This window comes from Nonomuraea sp. NPDC026600, assembly GCF_040638335.1.
Taxonomy (GTDB): Bacteria; Actinomycetota; Actinomycetes; order Streptosporangiales; family Streptosporangiaceae; genus Nonomuraea.
In genome coordinates, this window is sequence record NZ_JBEZYD010000001.1 from 704,755 (window position 1) to 722,535 (window position 17,781).

Annotated in this window: 14 protein-coding genes; 5 read left to right on the forward strand and 9 right to left on the reverse strand. The window is 69.8% G+C overall.

What is annotated here, in order from left to right; translation table 11 throughout:
- Positions 1–62: 62 nt before the first annotated feature.
- Positions 63–560 carry a MarR family winged helix-turn-helix transcriptional regulator gene (locus tag AB0F17_RS03225; RefSeq protein WP_358015358.1) on the forward strand — a complete coding sequence of 166 codons (498 nt, stop codon included), beginning with the start codon at positions 63–65 and terminating at the stop codon, positions 558–560.
- Between the two features lie 33 nt (positions 561–593).
- Here the strand turns inward: AB0F17_RS03225 and AB0F17_RS03230 are convergent, their stop codons facing one another.
- Complete coding sequence (locus AB0F17_RS03230) at positions 594–1,382, reverse strand: integrase (RefSeq protein ID WP_358015361.1); 789 nt, start codon at positions 1,380–1,382, stop codon at positions 594–596.
- Between the two features lie 253 nt (positions 1,383–1,635).
- On the opposite strand from AB0F17_RS03230, the gene AB0F17_RS03235 reads away from it, so the two are divergent.
- Complete coding sequence (locus tag AB0F17_RS03235; protein WP_358015668.1) at positions 1,636–2,016, forward strand: helix-turn-helix transcriptional regulator; 381 nt, start codon at positions 1,636–1,638, stop codon at positions 2,014–2,016.
- Positions 2,017–2,021: 5 nt separating this feature from the next.
- On the forward strand, positions 2,022–2,438 hold the full coding sequence (locus AB0F17_RS03240; protein ID WP_358015363.1) for a VOC family protein: 417 nt from the start codon (positions 2,022–2,024) through the stop codon (positions 2,436–2,438).
- 73 nt (positions 2,439–2,511) lie between these two features.
- Here the strand turns inward: AB0F17_RS03240 and AB0F17_RS03245 are convergent, their stop codons facing one another.
- On the reverse strand, positions 2,512–4,905 hold the full coding sequence (locus AB0F17_RS03245; protein WP_358015366.1) for an excinuclease ABC subunit UvrA: 2,394 nt from the start codon (positions 4,903–4,905) through the stop codon (positions 2,512–2,514).
- A gap of 111 nt (positions 4,906–5,016) precedes the next feature.
- Positions 5,017–5,373 (reverse strand): VOC family protein, encoded by a 357-nt coding sequence (locus AB0F17_RS03250; protein WP_358015369.1) that lies wholly within the window; start codon positions 5,371–5,373, stop codon positions 5,017–5,019.
- A 128-nt stretch (positions 5,374–5,501) separates the two neighbouring features.
- Here AB0F17_RS03250 and AB0F17_RS03255 point away from each other — a divergent pair, with 128 nt between their 5' ends.
- A complete protein-coding gene (locus AB0F17_RS03255) occupies positions 5,502–5,927 on the forward strand; it encodes an aldo/keto reductase (protein WP_358015671.1) in 426 nt (141 codons plus the stop codon).
- Between the two features lie 8 nt (positions 5,928–5,935).
- Here the strand turns inward: AB0F17_RS03255 and AB0F17_RS03260 are convergent, their stop codons facing one another.
- From AB0F17_RS03260 to AB0F17_RS03285, 6 genes are all read right to left on the reverse strand, one after another.
- Positions 5,936–7,624, reverse strand: coding sequence for a CBM35 domain-containing protein (locus AB0F17_RS03260; RefSeq protein WP_358015372.1), 1,689 nt, complete (start codon positions 7,622–7,624; stop codon positions 5,936–5,938).
- Positions 7,617–9,542, reverse strand: coding sequence for a beta-L-arabinofuranosidase domain-containing protein (locus tag AB0F17_RS03265; protein ID WP_358015375.1), 1,926 nt, complete (start codon positions 9,540–9,542; stop codon positions 7,617–7,619). The genes AB0F17_RS03260 and AB0F17_RS03265 overlap by 8 nt, the downstream gene beginning before the upstream one ends.
- Positions 9,543–9,558: 16 nt before the next feature.
- A complete protein-coding gene (locus AB0F17_RS03270; RefSeq protein WP_358015378.1) occupies positions 9,559–10,356 on the reverse strand; it encodes a carbohydrate ABC transporter permease in 798 nt (265 codons plus the stop codon).
- Positions 10,353–11,312, reverse strand: a complete 960-nt coding sequence (locus AB0F17_RS03275; protein WP_358015381.1) for a sugar ABC transporter permease — start codon at positions 11,310–11,312, stop codon at positions 10,353–10,355. The genes AB0F17_RS03270 and AB0F17_RS03275 overlap by 4 nt, the downstream gene beginning before the upstream one ends.
- Before the next feature lie 3 nt (positions 11,313–11,315).
- Positions 11,316–12,575, reverse strand: a complete 1,260-nt coding sequence (locus AB0F17_RS03280; RefSeq protein ID WP_358015384.1) for an extracellular solute-binding protein — start codon at positions 12,573–12,575, stop codon at positions 11,316–11,318.
- Positions 12,576–12,643: 68 nt separating this feature from the next.
- Positions 12,644–13,675, reverse strand: coding sequence for a LacI family DNA-binding transcriptional regulator (locus AB0F17_RS03285; RefSeq protein ID WP_358015387.1), 1,032 nt, complete (start codon positions 13,673–13,675; stop codon positions 12,644–12,646).
- A gap of 433 nt (positions 13,676–14,108) precedes the next feature.
- Between AB0F17_RS03285 and AB0F17_RS03290 the strand changes: the two genes are divergently transcribed.
- On the forward strand, positions 14,109–17,744 hold the full coding sequence (locus AB0F17_RS03290; RefSeq protein ID WP_358015390.1) for a LamG-like jellyroll fold domain-containing protein: 3,636 nt from the start codon (positions 14,109–14,111) through the stop codon (positions 17,742–17,744).
- Positions 17,745–17,781: the final 37 nt, after the last annotated feature.

Genomic DNA, 17,781 nt, shown 5'->3' on the forward strand with positions numbered 1-17,781 from the left:
AAACCAGTTTGGCTTTGCAAGCCAAATATATTTGCTACCAAAGCTAAATGGAAGAGTGGTCGATGTCAACCGAGGGCCAGGATCGCCGCGAGACCGACCGGGGCGGACCCGAGCCGGGAGTCGACGAGGCGATCAGGGCGCTGCTGCTGCTCATGCCCCGCATGGTCGGGCGGGCGAAGCGGATCCGGGTGCCCGAAGAGCTCCAGTCGCTCGCGCTGGCGCCGCGGCACCTGTCGCTGCTGTCCTATCTGCTGTTCGACGGCCCGATGACCGTGAACGAGCTGGCCGCCCGGTTGGAGGTCGCCCCGACCACCGTCAGCCTCATGGTCGGCGAGCTGAGCCGGAAGGGCATTCTTGAGCGGCGCGAGGACGAATCGGACCGGCGTCGGCGCATCATCAGCATCACCGACAGCAAACGACCGTCCATCGACGGCTGGCTGGCACGGGGAGCACATGCCTGGCGTCAGGCACTGAGTCCACTTGCCCCTGAAGAGCGGCAGATGTTCGTCCAGACTCTGCGGGCATTTGAGGCGGCCATGACCAGCGACGAAGACGACTGATGACGCCTCAGAGGCCGGCGCGGCGATGCGCGGTCATGCCTCGCCGAGGTCGGTGCAGTGGGCGATCGTCGCATCGTCCGCCGCCACCGCGTGGCGCGCCTCCGTCTGCCGGACACGACGGATGATCTCGGCGGGTCCGCTCGACGCCAGGACGGCCATGACCCCTGGCCAGTCGGCGAGCCCGAACCGGTCCACGATGCGGCTGGCTCCGTTGCTGAGCAGGACGGCACCGGTCAGCTCGGAGATCGGGCAGCTTCCGGTGATCGCCTCGTCCGCCGCCCGCGGGTCGTCCTTGGCCAGCCAGAAGCCGCCCGGCTGGTTCCGGTTGGCGCGCAGGTCCCGGAGGAGCCGGTGGTACTCCTCGCTACCCGCCGCGGCGGCCTCGATCGCGGGCTGGTACGACCGGCTGATGATCACCTCTCGGGGATCGGAGACGACGAGCGGCGCACCGTCCGCTCTGTCGAGCGCGAGGAAGGAGTCACCGAGCACCAGGTATTCGATGAGACCGCCGGACAGGCGCAGCATGGCCACGGTCGCCGACGGGCTGATGGGGTCGGCTACGTCGCAGGTGTCCCGGTGATCGTCGGTCACCTGCTCGATCGCCTCGGCGAGCACCGCAGGAAGGCCGCGGTCCCGCTCCAGTGGCAAGAGGCCGAGGAGGCTGCCTCCCAGGCGCCTGGCGTACCAGGCCACGCCGTGCCGGCAGATCGATTCGGTGCCGGAGATGCCGGCGCCGTCGATCAGCACCGCCGCCGTCGGCACGGCACCGGTGAAGTCCTCGTTCGCGCGGCCGGTCCGCGCTGCGGCGCTCGTCATCGTCACCCGCATGTCCTGCCGCCACTCTCTCGCCGATCAAGGCGTCGACTCTGACAACCGCCGACGAGCTAGGGGCGCACAAAGCAGCCGCGTCGGACCACGGTCTGGGCTCTTGATCATAATCCGATGCGCCCTCAGCCAAGACCAACGCCGATCGCGCCAGGATGAGTCACCGCAGCGGTACCGGAACGCGGCGCTGTGGGATGCTGGTCGCGTGACGTTGGAGGACCTCGTACGGCTGCGCCGGGCCCGTGACCTGATGGACCGCGAGTACGCGCAGCCGCTCGACGTTCCAGCGCTGGCACGCGGCGCCTTCATGTCGCCGGGCCATTTCTCCCGCAGCTTCCGCGCCGCCTTCGGGGAGACGCCGTACAGCTACCTGATGACGCGCCGGATTGAACGGGCCAAGGCGCTGCTGCGGCGGGGTGACCTGACGGTGACGGAGGTCTGCTTCGCGGTCGGATGTACATCGCTGGGGTCGTTCAGCTCGCGGTTCACCGAGCTGGTCGGTGAGAGCCCGAGCGCATACCGGGGCCGCCGCCACGACGAGGGCGCCGCCATCCCGGCCTGCATCGCCAAGATCCACACGCGACCGGTCAGGAATGGAGAAACGAAACCCGCTCCCCGCTCCGTATCGTGAAACGCATGGACATCAAGCTTTCACAGTGCTTCATCGCAGTCGACGATCATGACAAGGCGCTCGCCTTTTACCGTGACGTTCTCGGCCTCGAAGTGCGCAACGATGTCGGGTTCGAGGGGATGCGCTGGGTGACCGTCGGGGCGCCGTCGCAGCCCGACGTAGACATCGTCCTCGAACCGCCCGCCGCGAACCCGAACGCCTCACCCGCCGACAAGCAGGCCATGGCCGAACTCCTGGCGAAGGGCCTGCTGCGCGGGGTCATCTTCAGGACCGACGACTGCGACGCCACCTTCGAACGCATCCGCGCCGCGGGTGCCGAGGTGCTGCAGGAGCCGATCGACCAGCCGTACGGCGTCCGCGACTGCGCCTTCCGTGATCCCTCCGGGAATATGCTGCGCTTCAACCAGCCCCAGGGGCGGTGAAGGCGCCTGCCACAAAACTGCCGAGCCCGGACCCACCCGTCTCTGACAAAACGGGTGGGTGACACGGGGACGGTCAGGTGCCGACATACTCCGCGAGGTGCTCGCCGGTGAGGGTGGAGCGGGCGGCGACGAGGTCGGCGGGGGTGCCTTCGAAGACGATCCGGCCGCCGTCGTGGCCGGCGCCGGGGCCCAGGTCGATGATCCAGTCGGCGTGCGCCATGACCGCCTGGTGGTGTTCGATGACGATGACCGACTTGCCGGCGTCGACGAGCCGGTCGAGCAGGCCGAGCAGTTGCTCGACGTCGGCCAGGTGCAGGCCGGTGGTCGGCTCGTCCAGGACGTAGACGCCGCCCTTGGCGGCCATGTGGGTGGCCAGCTTGAGGCGCTGCCGCTCGCCGCCGGACAGCGTGGTCAGCGGCTGGCCGAGGCTGAGATAGCCGAGCCCGACGTCGGCGAGCCGGCCGAGGATGGCGTGCGCGGCCGGCGTGCGCGCCTCGCCGGCGCCGAAGAAGTCCCGGGCCTCGCTCACCGACATCGCGAGCACCTCGCTGATGTCACGGCCGCCGAGGTGGTATTCGAGCACCGAGGCCTGGAACCGCTTCCCCTCGCAGTCCTCGCAGGTGCTGGCCACGCCGGCCATCATCGCCAGGTCGGTGTAGATGACGCCGGCGCCGTTGCAGGTGGGGCAGGCGCCCTCGGAGTTGGCGCTGAACAGCGCCGGCTTCACCCCGTTGGCCTTCGCGAACGCCTTGCGGATCGGTTCGAGCAGCCCGGTGTAGGTCGCCGGGTTGCTCCGTCGCGAGCCGCGGATCGCGCCCTGGTCGACCGACACCACACCCGCGCCGCCGGGGATAGATCCGTGGATCAGCGAGCTCTTGCCCGAGCCGGCGACCCCGGTGACGACGACCAGCACCCCGAGCGGGATGTCGACGTCGACGTCCCGCAGGTTGTTGGCGGTGGCGCCGCGGATGTCCAGCGTGCCGGTGGACTTCCGCACCGTCTCCTTCAGGGCGGCCCGGTCGTCGAAATGGCGGCCGGTGATGGTGCCGCTGGCTCTCAGCCCCTCGACGGTGCCCTCGTAGCAGACGGTGCCACCCCCCGTACCGGCGCCGGGGCCGAGGTCGACGACGTGGTCGGCGATCCCGATCGTCTCCGGCTTGTGCTCCACGACGAGCACCGTGTTGCCCTTGTCCCGCAGCCGCAGCAGCAGGTCGTTCATCCGCTGGATGTCATGCGGGTGCAGGCCCGCGGTGGGCTCGTCGAAGACGTAGGTCGTGTCGGTGAGCGAGGAGCCGAGGTGGCGGATCATCTTGACGCGCTGCGCCTCGCCGCCCGACAGCGTGCCCGCCGGCCGTTCGAGCGAGAGGTAGCCGAGCCCGATCTCCACGAACGAGCCGAGAGTCCGCTGCAGCGTCGTGAGCAGCGGCGCCACCGACGGCTCGTCGAGGCCGAGGACCCATTCGGCCAGGTCGCTGATCTGCATCGCGCAGGCGTCCGCGATGTTGATCCCCTTGATCTTCGACGACCGGGTCGCCTCGGCGAGCCGGGTGCCCTCGCACTCGGGACAGGTCGTGAACGTCACCGCCCGCTCCACGAAGGCGCGGATGTGCGGCTGCAGCGCGTCGACGTCCTTCGACAGGATCGACTTCTGGATCTTCGGGATCAGCCCCTCGTACGTCAGGTTGATCCCGTCGACCTTGATCTTGGTCGGCTCCTTGTGGAGCAGGTCGTACTGTTCCTGCTTGGTGTACTTATGGAGTGGCTTGTCCGGGTCGAAGAAGCCGCTGCCTCGGTAGATGCGGCCGTACCAGCCGTCCATGCTGTAGCCGGGGATCGTGAGCGCGCCCTCGTTGAGGGACAGGCTGCCGTCGTACAGCGCGGTCAGGTCGAAGTCGGTGACCGAGCCCATGCCCTCGCAGCGCGGGCACATGCCGCCGAGACGGTTGAAGGTCGTCTTCTCGGTCTTCGTCTTGCCGTCGCCGCGCTCGATGGTGATCCCGCCGCTGGCCCGCACCGAGGGGACGTTGAAGGAGTACGCGTTGGGCGAGCCGATGTGCGGCTGCCCGAGCCGGCTGAAGAGGATGCGCAGCATCGCGTTGGCGTCGGTGGCGGTGCCGACCGTGGAGCGGACATTGGCCCCCATCCGCTCCTGGTCGACGAGGATCGCGGTCGTCAGCCCTTCGAGGACGTCGACCTCGGGCCGCGCCAGCGTCGGCATGAAACCCTGGACGAAAGCGCTGTAGGTCTCGTTGATCAGCCGCTGCGACTCCGCGGCGATCGTGCCGAACACCAGCGAGCTCTTGCCCGAGCCGGAGACGCCGGTGAACACCGTCAGCCGGCGCTTGGGGATCTCGACGCTGACGTCCTTGAGGTTGTTCACGCGCGCGCCATGCACGCGGATCAAGTCGTGACTGTCGGCAATGTGCGGCGCAGGCGACTGCGTGTCCGTCCTCGTGGTCGTGCTCATCGTGTCTCCATATCTGTTTACGCGGGGGCCGCTGTCACGACGTCGTCTGGGTCGATCTAACCAGCTTTGAGCAGTACGTCCGCTTCGCCCCTGAAGCCTCTGGGCCTCGGATCATTGGTCCTGAAGCAGCCCGAGGACGTTCCCGTCGGGGTCGGTGACGGTGGCCACCAGACGGCCGCCGCCGACGTCGTGCGCGGGCTCCTTCACGGTGGCGCCCGCGGCGGTCACCTCGGCCAGCTTCGCCTCGATGTCCGGCACGTGCCAGTAGGCCACCGGCGAGGTCATGCCCTGCGGTCCACCGCTCGGCACCAGCCCGATGTGCTGGCCCGCGGCCTCGAAGCCGACGTAGTAGGGCCCGTCGGCCTGCGGCTGTACGCCGAGCAGGGCGGCGTACACCTCTTTGGCCGCCGCCAGGTCGGAAACGGGATGCAGGACGGTCTTGATTCCCTGGGTGGCAGAGTCGGTCATGGTCACTCCTGAAGTCGTGGTGGTGATGTCCGTGGCAGTCACGTTAGGTGCGGCTCGAGGGTGCTCGCTTCTCGATTCCTGACCGGTTGACTTGGAGCGCGCTCTAACGCCTAGCGTCAGAGGCGGAGATCGCCCCGGTCTGCCGCGAGCTCGGCATCGGCCTGGTCCCGTTCTCCCCGCTCGGGCGCGGCTTCCTGACCGGCCGGTACAGCTCGGTCGAGGGGCTGGCGGAGACGGACATGCGGCGCGGCCAGCCGCGTTTCGCCGACGGCAATCTCGCACGGAACCTGGCGATCGTCGCGAAGCTGAACGAGCTGGCGGCGGCGAAGGGAGTCACCGCCGGCCAGCTCGCTCTGGCCTGGGTACAGCACCGGGGCGACGACGTGGTGCCGATCCCCGGCACCCGGCGGCAGCGCTACCTGGAGGAGAACCTCGCGGCACTGACCGTCGAGCTGTCCACCGAGGACCTCGCCGCCATCGAGGCCGCCGCCCCGCCCGAGCAGGTCGCGGGCACCCGCTACGACGCGACCAGCCTCACCTTCGTCAACGGCTGAGAATGCCGTCAGGCGAGCTGGATGTAGTCCAGTTCGGCGTATCCGGTGCCGCCCGCGAAGTACGGCGAGCCCTTGGCCAGGCGGATCACGTTGTACCCGGCCGCGAGCGTGACGGTGGTGCCGATCGTGGCGCCGAACTGCCCCCAGGCCGGGGTGGGCGGGTAACTGACCGTGCTCCAGGCTCCGCCGTTGTAGGCCAGGCCCTGGGTGGCGGTGGCGCCGGTGGCGTTGGCGTAGCCGATGGTCATCGTGTACGCGCGGGCGGCCGGCACGTTCACCACGAAGTCGACGTAGCTGTCGGTACGCGGTGTGCCCGAGTTGTCGATCCGGCCCACGTAACCGCCGCCCGACGCGCTGGAGCCGCTCAGCCGCTGGGCGCGGAACACCGAGGCGTTCTCGGCCTCGTACCGCTGCTGGTAGGCGGGCACTCCGCTGACCGGTTCGACGACGAGCTGGTAGGCGCTGGTGACGGCCATGTTGGGCACCGACACGCTGAGCTGCCCGCCGCTGACCGTCCGGGTCGTCGTGGAGATCGTGGTGGGCGCGGTCACGGCGGTGAAGCGGCCGCCGGCCGGGGTGGACAGCAGCGTGACGCGGACGCTGGAGCCCAGCGCGCCGATGCCGGTCAGGTTGACGGTGTTGGTGCCCGCCTCGTTGCCGAACACCACGTTGACGATCTTGCGGGTACCGTCGTAGGAGGCGAATCCGTCCAGGCCGGTCTGCGTGGCCGGGGTCGTCGTGACCATGGTGCCGGCCATGTCGCCGTACCACTTGTACAGCCACCAGGTGCCGGTGGGCTGGTTGTTGTTGACGACCAGGCCGTTCAGGGTGCCGTACTCGTACCAGAAGGCCCGGTGCGCGGACTCCACGCCGCCGCGCTCGAACTTGGCCACGTAGCTGGCGATCCGGCCGGGGACGTCCACCTCGCCGGTGGCGGCGTACTCGTTGATGGAGACGCGGCGCGGGCTGATGCCCAGCGAGGACTCCAGGTTGCGGTAGTCGGCGAGGTCGGCGGCGATCCGGTCGGGGTTCACCAGCTCGTGCCAGCAGATGATGTCGGGCAGCGTGCCGGTGTCCCGGGCCCGGGTCAGGAACGACTGCATCCAGGAGCGGTTGTACGTGGCGGTGCTCGGGCCGACGATCGGCGTCGGCGCGTCGAGCGCGCGCACGGCCCGGAAAGTGCGTACCCAGCCGTCGTTGAAGCTGCCCGCGGCGGCAGTGTTCCAGGTCCAGTCGGGTTCGTTCCAGAGCTCCCAGCCGATCACGTTCGTGACCGTCGAGGCCGAGAGCCGGGCGTTGACCATGGTGGTCACCTTGGCCAGCCAGTCGTCCCAGCTCACCCATCGATAGGGGAAGTCCGGGTAGATGTCGGGCATCCGGATGAACTCGCCCGCGCCGACGCGGGTGGCCTGCGGGGCCACCAGCAGGGAGTCGCCGCCGGGCGGCTGGCCGTTGGGGCGCTGGCCCACGCCGGGCGCGGGCTGGGTCAGCGAGTTCACCTTGATCGGCAACAGGGTGGAGTCGGCCGGCCGGCCGTTCTCCGCCAGGCCGTACAGGCCGCCCGAGGCGAGGTGGGTCACCGGCCGGAACGGCTGGGCGACGTTGACGGTCAGTGTCGCGCCCGCCGCCGCGGCCGGGGGCGCGAAGGTCGCCAGGGTCGCGACCGCGGTGATCACGGCTAAGAGGGGTTTACGCACGTTGCTCTCCTTCGGGGGGTAGGGATGCGGGCAACCAGATGCGCATGCTCGACGGGCCGCGATGAGCCCATGAGTGGTAGGGCCGCAGCGGCACGTCGAACCATTCGGTGGCGTCAAGGGAATCGGTGGCGGAGGGATAGGGCCAGGTCCGGTCGGGGTGCCCGGGCAGCCGGCCGCGGACCCGGACGCCGCCGGCGTCCGTACGCGGGCCGGACAGCGGGTCGATCGCCAGAGCGTCGAGCCCGCCGGGGTGTGGGAGGTCGCGGGACTCGGCGCACAGGACCTCCGGGCCGCGCTCGACGGCGACGCAGCCGCGCACGGCGTCGATGCGGGGGTCCGGCCACGTGAAGCGCGGCGCCATCGGCAGTTCGAGGGTGATGACGTCGCCCACGCGGAAGGCTCTCCGCACCTCGACCATGCCGGGCTCGACGGGCCGGGCCCACCCGTCGGTGCTCAGCGTGGCTCCGGCCGCCCATGCCGGAACCCGCAGCGCGAGCGTCCAGGGCGACGGCTCGTCGGCCGTTATCCGGACGCGGATGGTCCCGGTCTCGGGGTAGCCGGTCCCGACGTCCACGGCCACCCGCCTGCCGTCCGGCAGTTCGGTGCTGATGGCGCACGGCGCGTACTGGTGGATCTGGAGGCCGTCGCCGTCCGCGGTGGCGAGGTAGCCACCGAGGCTCGCCAGCGTCCGCGCGACGTTGGTGGGGCAGCAGGAGACGTCGAACCAGGCCGCCCGGCTGCCGCCCTCGGCACGCGGGCTCACCTCGGTCCCGTCGGCCGGCTTGCCCGGCGCCCGCTGGTGCAGGGGGTTGGCGTAGAAGAAGGCCCGGCCGTCGGGGCTCGGGGAGGTCGCGATGATGTTGTAGAGCGTGCGCTCGATCAGGTCGGTGTAGCGGACGTCGGCGGTGGCCAGGTAGAGCCGCCACGAGACCATGATCGAGGCGACGCCCGCGCACGTCTCGCAGTAGGCCCGGTCCGGCGGCAGCTCCCAGTCCTCGCCGAACCCCTCGTCCTGGTGGCGCGAGCCCATGCCGCCCGTGATGTACGTCCGGCGCGCGACCGAGCGCTCCCATTGCCGTTCCACGGCGCGCAGCAGCTCGTCGTCGCCGCGTTCGACGGCGACGTCCACGGCCGCGGCGGTGAGGTAGAGCGCGCGGACCGCGTGGCCGCGCCACACCTCGGCCTCCCGGATCGGGAGGTCGTCCTGGAAGTAGGCGCGTCCCAGCGGGATGTCCCGCAGCGTGCCGTGCCCGCGGCGGTCGAGGAACAGGCGGGCCTGCTCGACGTAGCGCTCCTCGCCCAGGGCCCGGCCGAACTCCGCCAGGCCGACCTCGATCTCCGGGTGCCCGCAGATCTTGGGCAGGCCGTTCGCGCCGAAGGTCCGGCACACGTGGTCCGCGGCCCGTCGCGCGACCCGTACCAGGTCGTCCTCCCCTGCCGTGCGCAGCCGCGCGACCGCGGCCTGCAGGAGGTGACCGAGGTTGTAGAGCTCGTGGCCGCCTTCGAGGTCGCTGTAGCGCGGCCGCTGCTCGCCGTGCCCGAAGCAGGTGTTGAGGTATCCGTCCGGGTCCTGCGCCCGGGCGACGCGCGCGGTGAGCCGCTTGATCGCGACCTCCGCCTCCGGGTCGCCGGTACGGCCCGTCTCCCAGGCCAGAGCCTCCAGGAGCTTGTAGACCTCCGAGTCGGAGAACGGCCAGCCGGGCCGGTCGGGCGCGGTCGTCCCGTCGGCGACACGATCGAAGTTCGACAGCCAGCCGAGGCGCTCCATCCACGACTCGCAGTGGGCCAGTGTCGCCGTGGCGTTGACGGCCTGGCGGGTGGCCCAGAAGCCGCCGGTGATGGCGACCTGCGCGAGAGGGCGTACCCGGCCGTGGGACGGCAGCACGGGACAGGCGCCGTCCGGCGTGCCTTCGGTCATGTCGTGAGCCTTTCGGTCAGTCTTTCACGGCCCCCGCGGTGACCCCGGCGGCGATGTAGCGCTGCGCGAGGACCAGCAGGAAGGCCGCCGGGATGGACGCGATCACGGCGGTCGCCATGATCGAGTTCCACTGCGTGGTGTTGTTGCCGATGTAGCGGTAGATGCCGAGGGTGATCGGGATGGTGTCGCTGTTGCGGTTGAGGGTGGAGGCGAAGATGAAGTCCGACCATGCCCACAGGAAGGCGAACAGCGAGACCGTGATCACCGAGTTGCGGCTCAGCGGCAGGATGATGGAGCGGAACGTGCGCCAGGTGCTCGCCCCGTCGATCTGGGCCGCGGCCATGAGCTCGCGGGGGATGCTCGCCATGAACGCCCGGAAGAGCAGGACCGCGAACGGCACGGCCAGCGTCGAGTCGGCGACGATCAGGCCCGCCACGGTGTTCAGCATCCCGAGCCTGATGTAGATCGTGTAGAAGCCCATGGCCATGACGACGGCGGGGATCATCTGCGCGACGAGGAGCACGAAGTCGATCCCGCGGGCGCCGCGCGGCCGCAGTTTCGCCAGCGAGTAGCCGGCGGGCAGGGCCACGACCAGCGTGAGCGCGACGGTGCCGAGGCCGATGAAGAGGCTGGTGGCGAGGGCGGGAAGCTGCTGGCCGAGCGCCGCGGTGTAGCCCTCGAACGTGGGGTTCCAGGGGAACCAGTGGGGCGGATCGGCCCGCATGTCGCTCGTCTTGGTGAGCGAGACGTTGAACATCCAGTAGACCGGGAAAAGCATCACCCCCACCAGGACGACCCCGACCGCGCTTTTCATGGTTCCTCCTTGCGCTGCAGCCGTACGTACGCGAGTCCGGCGGTGAACGCGATGAGGATGAGCAGGTTGCCGACGGCCGCCGCCGGGGAGAAGTCGGGCTGGCCGGTGCCGAACGCCTCCCGGTAGGACCAGGTGGCCAGCGTCGTGGACGCGTCCGCCGGACCTCCCTTCGTCATGATCCAGATGATGTCGACGACCTTGAGCGTGTAGATCAGGCCGAGCAGCAGGGTGATCGCCGACACCGGGCGCAGCAGGGGGAAGGTGATGCGCCAGAACCGCTGCCACGAGTCCGCCCCGTCCAGGCCGGCGGCCTCGTACAGGTCGGCCGGGATGTTCTGCAGCCCGGCGTAGAGGATCACCAGGTTGAAGGGGATCCCGAGCCAGATGTTGGCGACCGTGACGGACAGCAGCGAGGTGCCGGGGGACGTCAGCCAGTTGATCTGGCCGATCCCGAACGCCTGGAGGACCGTGTTGACGATGCCGCTGTCGCTGTTGAGCATCCACGACCAGGTCGAGGCGGAGACGATCAGCGGCAGCAGCCACGGCACGAGGAACATCGCCCGCAGCACCACGGACAGGCGGAAGTTGCGGTGGAAGAAGACCGCGAGGGCCAGGCCGAGGGCGTACTGGACGGCGATGGACCCCAGGGTGAACAGCGCCGTGTTGCGCAGGGCGGCCAGGAACGTGTCGTCGGAGACGACGTCCAGGTAATTGTCCAGCCCGGTGAACTCGGGATCGCCCCGCACGAAGGCGCGCGGCGTGTAGTCGTGGACGCTGAGGTCGATGTTGCGGTAGAGCGGATAGGCGTAGAAGAGGGCCAGGTAGACGACGAGCGGCGCGAGGAAGGCGAAGGCGGTCCACTGCCGCGAGCGGCGCCGGACGGTGGGGGCCGCCGCCCGGCTCACCGCGCTGTCGTCGACGGCCGCCACCGCCTGGGTGCGAGTCCGCGTGAGCACCGCTCAGCCGCCGATCGCCTGCTTGGCCTGGGCCTGTGCGGCCTTGAGCGCGTCAGCCGGGCTCGCCGTGCCGCTCAGCGCCTTCTGCACCGCCGTCCACATGGCCTCGGAGATCTTCGGGTATTTGGTGCCGAGGTTGTCGCTCGTCCGGCCCTTGGCCGACCGCACCGCTTCGACCCACGGCTGCAGGCCGGGTTCCTTCGCCAGGATCGCCTTCTGCCCGTCCGCGGTGGAGGGGATGTAGTACGCGAACGTCGTACCGGTCTCCACCAGGCCCTCGGGCGTCGTCATGCATTCGAGGATCTTCTTGGTGGTGCTGTAGCGCTGGGTGTCCTTCTGCACCGGGACCGTGATGAACTCGCCGCCCGTGGGTGTGGGGGCGGCCCCGCCGTCCTTGCCCGGGATCTGCACGATGCCGGTGGGGAAGCCGGCCTTCGCGGCGCTGTTGATCTGCCAGGTGCCGTTCTCGGCGAAGGCGAACTCGCCGGTGAGGAACTCCTCCCACGTGGTGTTCTGGGAGTTGCTGATGACCGAGTTGGGTGCGGTGCCGTCCTTGATCCACGTGTTCCACAGGGTGAGCGCCTCGATGGCCTGGGGCGAGTCGAGCTGGGTGAGCTGCGCGCCGGCGCCCCAGAACCACGGCAGGAACTGGAACGAGCCCTCCTCCGTGCCGATGGCCGAGAACGTGATCGGCTTCTTGCCCGCGGCCTTGACCTTCTTCAGCGCCGCGTTGAGCGAGGCCCAGTCCTTGATCGACTTCGGGTCGACACCGGCGGCGTCGAGGAGCTTCTTGTTGTAGTACAGCGCGAGGGTGTTCGCGCCGATGGGGATGCCGTACGTCTTGCCGTCCAGCTCTCCGGCGGCGATGAGGTTCTTGTCGAATTTCGTGGTGTCGAGGCCGAAGTCGCCCATCGAGGTGAGCATCCCCGCGTCCGCCAGGGTGGAGACGGCGGGGTTGTCGAGGAGGATGACGTCGGGCGCGTTGCCTTCCTGGCCCGCGAGCAGGGCCTGGTTCGTCAGCGCGGTCGTGTCGTACGCGGTGCGCTGGATGGTGACGCCGGCCTGCTGCCCGCAGGTGTTCACCCGCTTGGCCCAGGCGGAGGCCGGGTCGTGCTGCGGGTACGGGTCCCACCACGTGTAGGCGGCGCCGGCGGACGCGCTGCTGGTGGCGGCGCCGCTCTGGGGAGCCGATGAGCAGGCTGCCAGAGCGGACAGTGCCAGGACGGCGGCACCGACCTTCGTGGACGTGGATGGACGGGGCATTGGATTCCTCCAATGTTAGCGCTCACATTTTACTGTGGCCGGACGGTCGTTGGGGCTGTGGCCCGCGCTCAGCGGGCGGGCGGGGCTTTCGGGGGTGCGGTGCTTCCCCGGGACACCAGTTCGGGGGAGATGAAGCGCACGACGAACGGCTCGCTGCGGGCCGCCGCCGATTCCACGCGGCGGACGAGCTGGCGTACCGCCATGGCGCCCAACCGGTCGGGTGCGCTCTCGATGAACGAATAGGGCAGGGAGAAGGTGGCGGCGAACTCGGCGGAGTAGCGCCCGATGACCGACAGGTCCGTGGGCACCCGGAGTCCCCGCTCGTAGGTGACGGAGGGCAGCGCCGCGGCGGCCGCCTCGTTGTTGATCAGCAGGCCCGTCGCCGAGGGGTGCGCGTCGAGCAAGGCGTTGAGCAGGCGTCCGACGGCCGGCTGCCGGGACTCGCCGTACACCGCGTGCAGCGTGACACCGAGCTGCCGCGCGCGTTCGAGGGCGGCGTCCCTCAGCCGCCACACGTACGCGCCGCCGCGCTCGACGACGTGTTCCGGCTGCGAGACCAGGATGAGCTCGCGGTGGCCGAGCCGGTGGAGGTGGTCCACCATGCCCCTTCCGGCCTCCTCGAAGTCGAGGTCGAACACGTCGAGTCCCGAGCAGTCGCCCGGCAGGCCGACCAGCGCGCCCGGCTGCGGCGCCGCACGCAGGATGGGCAGCCGTGAGTCCTCCTGCGCGATGTTCATCAGGACGACGCCGTCCACCATGCGGGAATCGGTGATGCGCCGCAGCGCCCGCGCGCCGTCGGCCTCGGTGACCAGCAGCGTGTCGTAGCCCAGGTCGCGGGCGGTGTCCGTGACGCCCAGGATGTACTGCATCATCGCGGGCGCGAACTCGTCCTCGTGGAACTGGGCGAGCAGACCGAGGACCTTGGTCTGGGATGTGGCCAGGGCGCGAGCACCCGCGTTCGGCGTGTACGCGAGCGCCTCGGCCGCCGCCAGCACGCGCAGGCGGACCTCTTCCGAGATGGGCCGCTTGCCCGACAGCGCGTAAGACGCCGTGCTGCGGCTCACCCCGGCCTCCCGGGCCACGTCTCCGATCGTCGCCACACTCACCTCCCATATCTGTCGAACCGGTTCGACGATGACGTTGCGGACTCCCTGCATCGAAGACCGGAAAGCCGGGCAGAAACCGCCATTTTCCTGGGGATTTCCAGACTGACGTCTCCCGCGACTCGGCACCGGCACAGAAGCGTCCGCCGACGGCTCCTCGGAATCGAGCGAACCGGTTCAACGATGTGGCTCGACTGTTACCCACGAGACGGCGGACGTCAAGGGCGCGATATCGAATCGTGACATGCCGGAAACAGCGAGGCGCGGATGCGGCCAGCGCATTGACGGGCGACAGCGCGGCTACGTAACCTACGCGAAACCCTCGTTGCACTGCGGATCGACTCCCTGAGACGTGTTAGCGCTCACATCACTGGTGAACCGGGACCGGCACTCCCCCACCAGCACCCCCGACCCTTTGAGGGAAGTCGTGATGACATTGACGAGCATCACCAAGGTCATGCGTGCCGGGCTCCTTCCGGCCGCGCTCACCATCGCGTTAACCACTGGCGTCCCGATGGCCGCCGCGACCGCCGACCCGCCCGCTCCCGAGCTCGTCTACGAGTTCGACACCGACGACATCAGCACCGCTTCCATCACCGACTCCTCCGGCAACGGCCTGAACGGGACGCTGGTCAACGGCTCCACGGCGGCGCTGGTGGCCGGGGCGTCCGATGGCCACGCCCTGAGCCTGCCCGGCGGCTCCCCGAACTCCGACGGCGCCTACGTACAGGTGCCGCTGGCCGCGATCAAGGGCAAGACCGACCTGACGGTGTCGGCGCGGGTCAAGTGGGACGGCACCGCCGCTCCCTGGCAATGGATCTACGCGCTGGGCAAGGACACCGGCCGCTACCTGTTCAGCACGCCGTCCAACAACGACGGCCGCCTGCGTACGGCGATCACCTCCTCCTATGGTGGCGGTGAGGCCCAGGTCACCGGCTCGGCCCCGCTGCCGGCCGGTGCCTGGAAGACGCTGACGGTCACCCTCGACACCGCCGCGAAGCGCATCACCACCTACCTCGACGGGGCCGCCGTCGACTCCGCCGCCACCACCGTGACCGCCGCGGACCTGATCGACGCCACCACGACGTCCGCCGGGTTCATCGGTCGTTCGTTCTATCCGGATCCGCTGTTCGACGGCGCGATCGACGATTTCCGCGTCTACGGCGCCGCGCTGTCGGCCGAACAGGTGGCCGCCGTCGTCGGCGGTGAGGTGCCCACATCCACCGGACTGGCCGAGAACGCCTTCGCCGTCCGCACGATCATCGGCACCGCGCCGGCGCTGCCCGCCACGGTCCGCGCCACCTTCTCCGACGGCTACGAGCGTGAGCTGCCCATCACCTGGTCACCGGTGAACCCCGCCGACTACGCCACCGCCGGATCCTTCTCCGTGACCGGCACGGCCGGCGGCCGGCCCGTCACCGCCACCGTCACCGTGATCCGCGAAGGCCAGCTCGCCATCGACCTCGGCAAGGACACCGGTCCCTTCCACGGCGGCGCGTCCGGCACGCTCTACGGCCTCTATGGCCCGGGGGTGCCGACGAACAACCTGATCGAGGGCATGCGCCTGCGTACCGTCTCGACCAAGGCCCAGGACGGCGCGCAGCACCCCGGCGCCGACGCGCTCGAGGTGGTCAAGCCGCTCGCCGACAGCACCGACGGCGACGTGTACATCTACATGACCGACATCCACCGCGGCTTCCCCTACCAGTGGCCGGGGAGCACTCCGCGGGAGAAGCTCGACCTGTTCAAGGAGAAGATCGCCAAGCAGGTCGACCAGGCCCTCCAGCTTGACCCGAAATATCAGGACAACATCGTCTTCGTGCCGTTCAACGAGCCCGAAGGCAACATGTTCGGCACGGGCGAGTGGAGCTACAACGGGGTGAGCTGGCTCAGCGACCCGCGCGACTACTTCCAGGCGTGGGACGACGTGTACGCGCTCATCAAGGGCAGGATGCCGGCCGCGCGGATCGCCGGACCCAACACCAGCGTGCTGTACGCCCAGGTGAAGGGCTACCTCGAGCACACCGCCAAGGCGGGCACCGTGCCCGACGTGCTGACCTGGCACGAGCTCAGCCACCCCGAGCAGGTGCGGGAGAGCGTCAAGCGCTACCGCGAGATGGAGGCCGCGGTCTTCGCCGGCACGAAGTACGCCGGGAAGAAGCTGCCCGTCAACGTCAACGAGTACGCCTTCAACTACCACACCTCGGTTCCCGGCCAGATGATCCAGTGGGTGTCGGCCATCGAGGAGTCGAAGATCGACGCCGACATCGCGTACTGGAACATCGACGGCAACCTGTCCGACTCCGCCGTCCAGGCCAACCGGGGCAACGGCCAGTGGTGGCTGTTCAACGCCTACGGCAGCATGAGCGGTCACACGGTGCCGGTCACGCCGCCGTACCCGGGCCAGAACTACACCCTGCAGGGCGTCGCGACGCTCGATCCCGGAAAGAGGCAGGCCCGCGCGATCTTCGGCGGCGCCGGCAGCGCCGGGCACATCCGCTTCGAGAACGTCCCCGCCGGCCTCTTCGGCCGCACCGTGCACGCCTGGGTGCGGGAGATCCCGTGGACGGGCCAGCTCGGCGACTCGGCCCAGCCGGAGATCGTCGCCGAACGCGACGTCGCCGTCAAGGACGGGACCGTGGTGTTCGACTTCGGCGGCGGCGACCTGCCCAGGCTGACGGAGTCGTCGGCGTACGAGATCGTGCTCACCCCCGCCGGCTCGGGGACCGCGACGTCGCCCGCGCCGAAGCTGTGGGAGCGGTCGTACGAGGCCGAGGACGCCAAGTACACCGGCACCGGCTACAGCCGCAACGGCCCCGAGGGCTCTCCCTCGGACGTGTCGAAGTTCTACACCTCCGGCCGCTACAACGTCGGCGGGCTGCGTACCGGCTCGGACGGGGTGCTCGACTTCACGGTCGAGGTCCCGCGCGCCGACCGCTACGACCTCGGCGTCTTCGCCAACTCGCTCAACACCTTCGACCGGGTACGCGAGCAGGGGCCGACCAACGTCTTCGTCCGCGTCGACGGGGCCGCCGAGCAGGAGCTGTTCCTGCCGCTCGGCTACAAGTGGGTCGTGTGGGACCACGCGGACACCACCGTCGAGCTCACCGCGGGCACGCACGTGATCTCCCTGGCGGCGCGGAGCCTCGACGGCGCCAAGGCCACCCAGGGGGACGCGATCGTCGACCGGATCCTGCTGTCGCAGCCGAACCCGGCGGCGGCGACCTCGATCTACGAGGCCGAGCTCGCCGACCTGCGCGGCGCCCGCACGTCCTACTCCGTGAAGGGCGGCGCGGTCTCCGGCTCCGGGGGCGTCGAGGCCGGCCGTGGCCAGTCGGCCACCTTCTGGGTCTACTCCGCCAAGGACGCCGCGGCCGCACTCGACCTCAGGATGTCCGGCTCCGGCCGGGCCTCGGTGACCGTCAACGGCCTGGAGGTGATGGACGCCCGGCGCGGCGCCGCCACCGCGGCGGTATCCCTGTCCGGCGGCGTCAACAAGGTCACGGTCACCGGAAAGTCCGGCACGTCGCTCATCGACCGCCTCGACGTACGGCGGGCCGCCGGCGCGCTGCCGGCCACCGTGTACGAGGCGGAGGCCGCCCAGCTCGCCGGGACCGCGAAGGTCGCACAGCTCTCCCTGGCGAGCGGCCAGGCCGCGGTCACCGATGTCGGGGGCGCGCCCGGAAATGACAGCACGCTCACCTTCAAGGTGCGGGCGGCCGGCTCCGGCACGTACGCCATGCGCATCCGCTATTCCAACCCCGAGCAGTCGGCCGCCACGCACTACAACCCGGACCCGCTCACCAGGCACGCCGACGTCTCGGTGAACGGCGGCGCCCCGCAGCGCGTGCTGTTCCCGCACAGCTTCCACGCGAACAACTTCTGGGAACTCACCGTCCCGGTGAAACTGAAGAAGGGAGAGAACACGCTGCGGTTCTCCTCAGCGGAACTCCCGAACTTCGACGGCACCACCTACGCCTCGCAGACCTTCCCCGGGGTGCTCCTTCGCTCGTCATACGCCCCGGTGATCGACAAGATCACGGTCGCGCCCTTCAACGAAAGGTAGACCCTTCCATGTCCGCCCGTGTCTCGCCCGCTGCGAG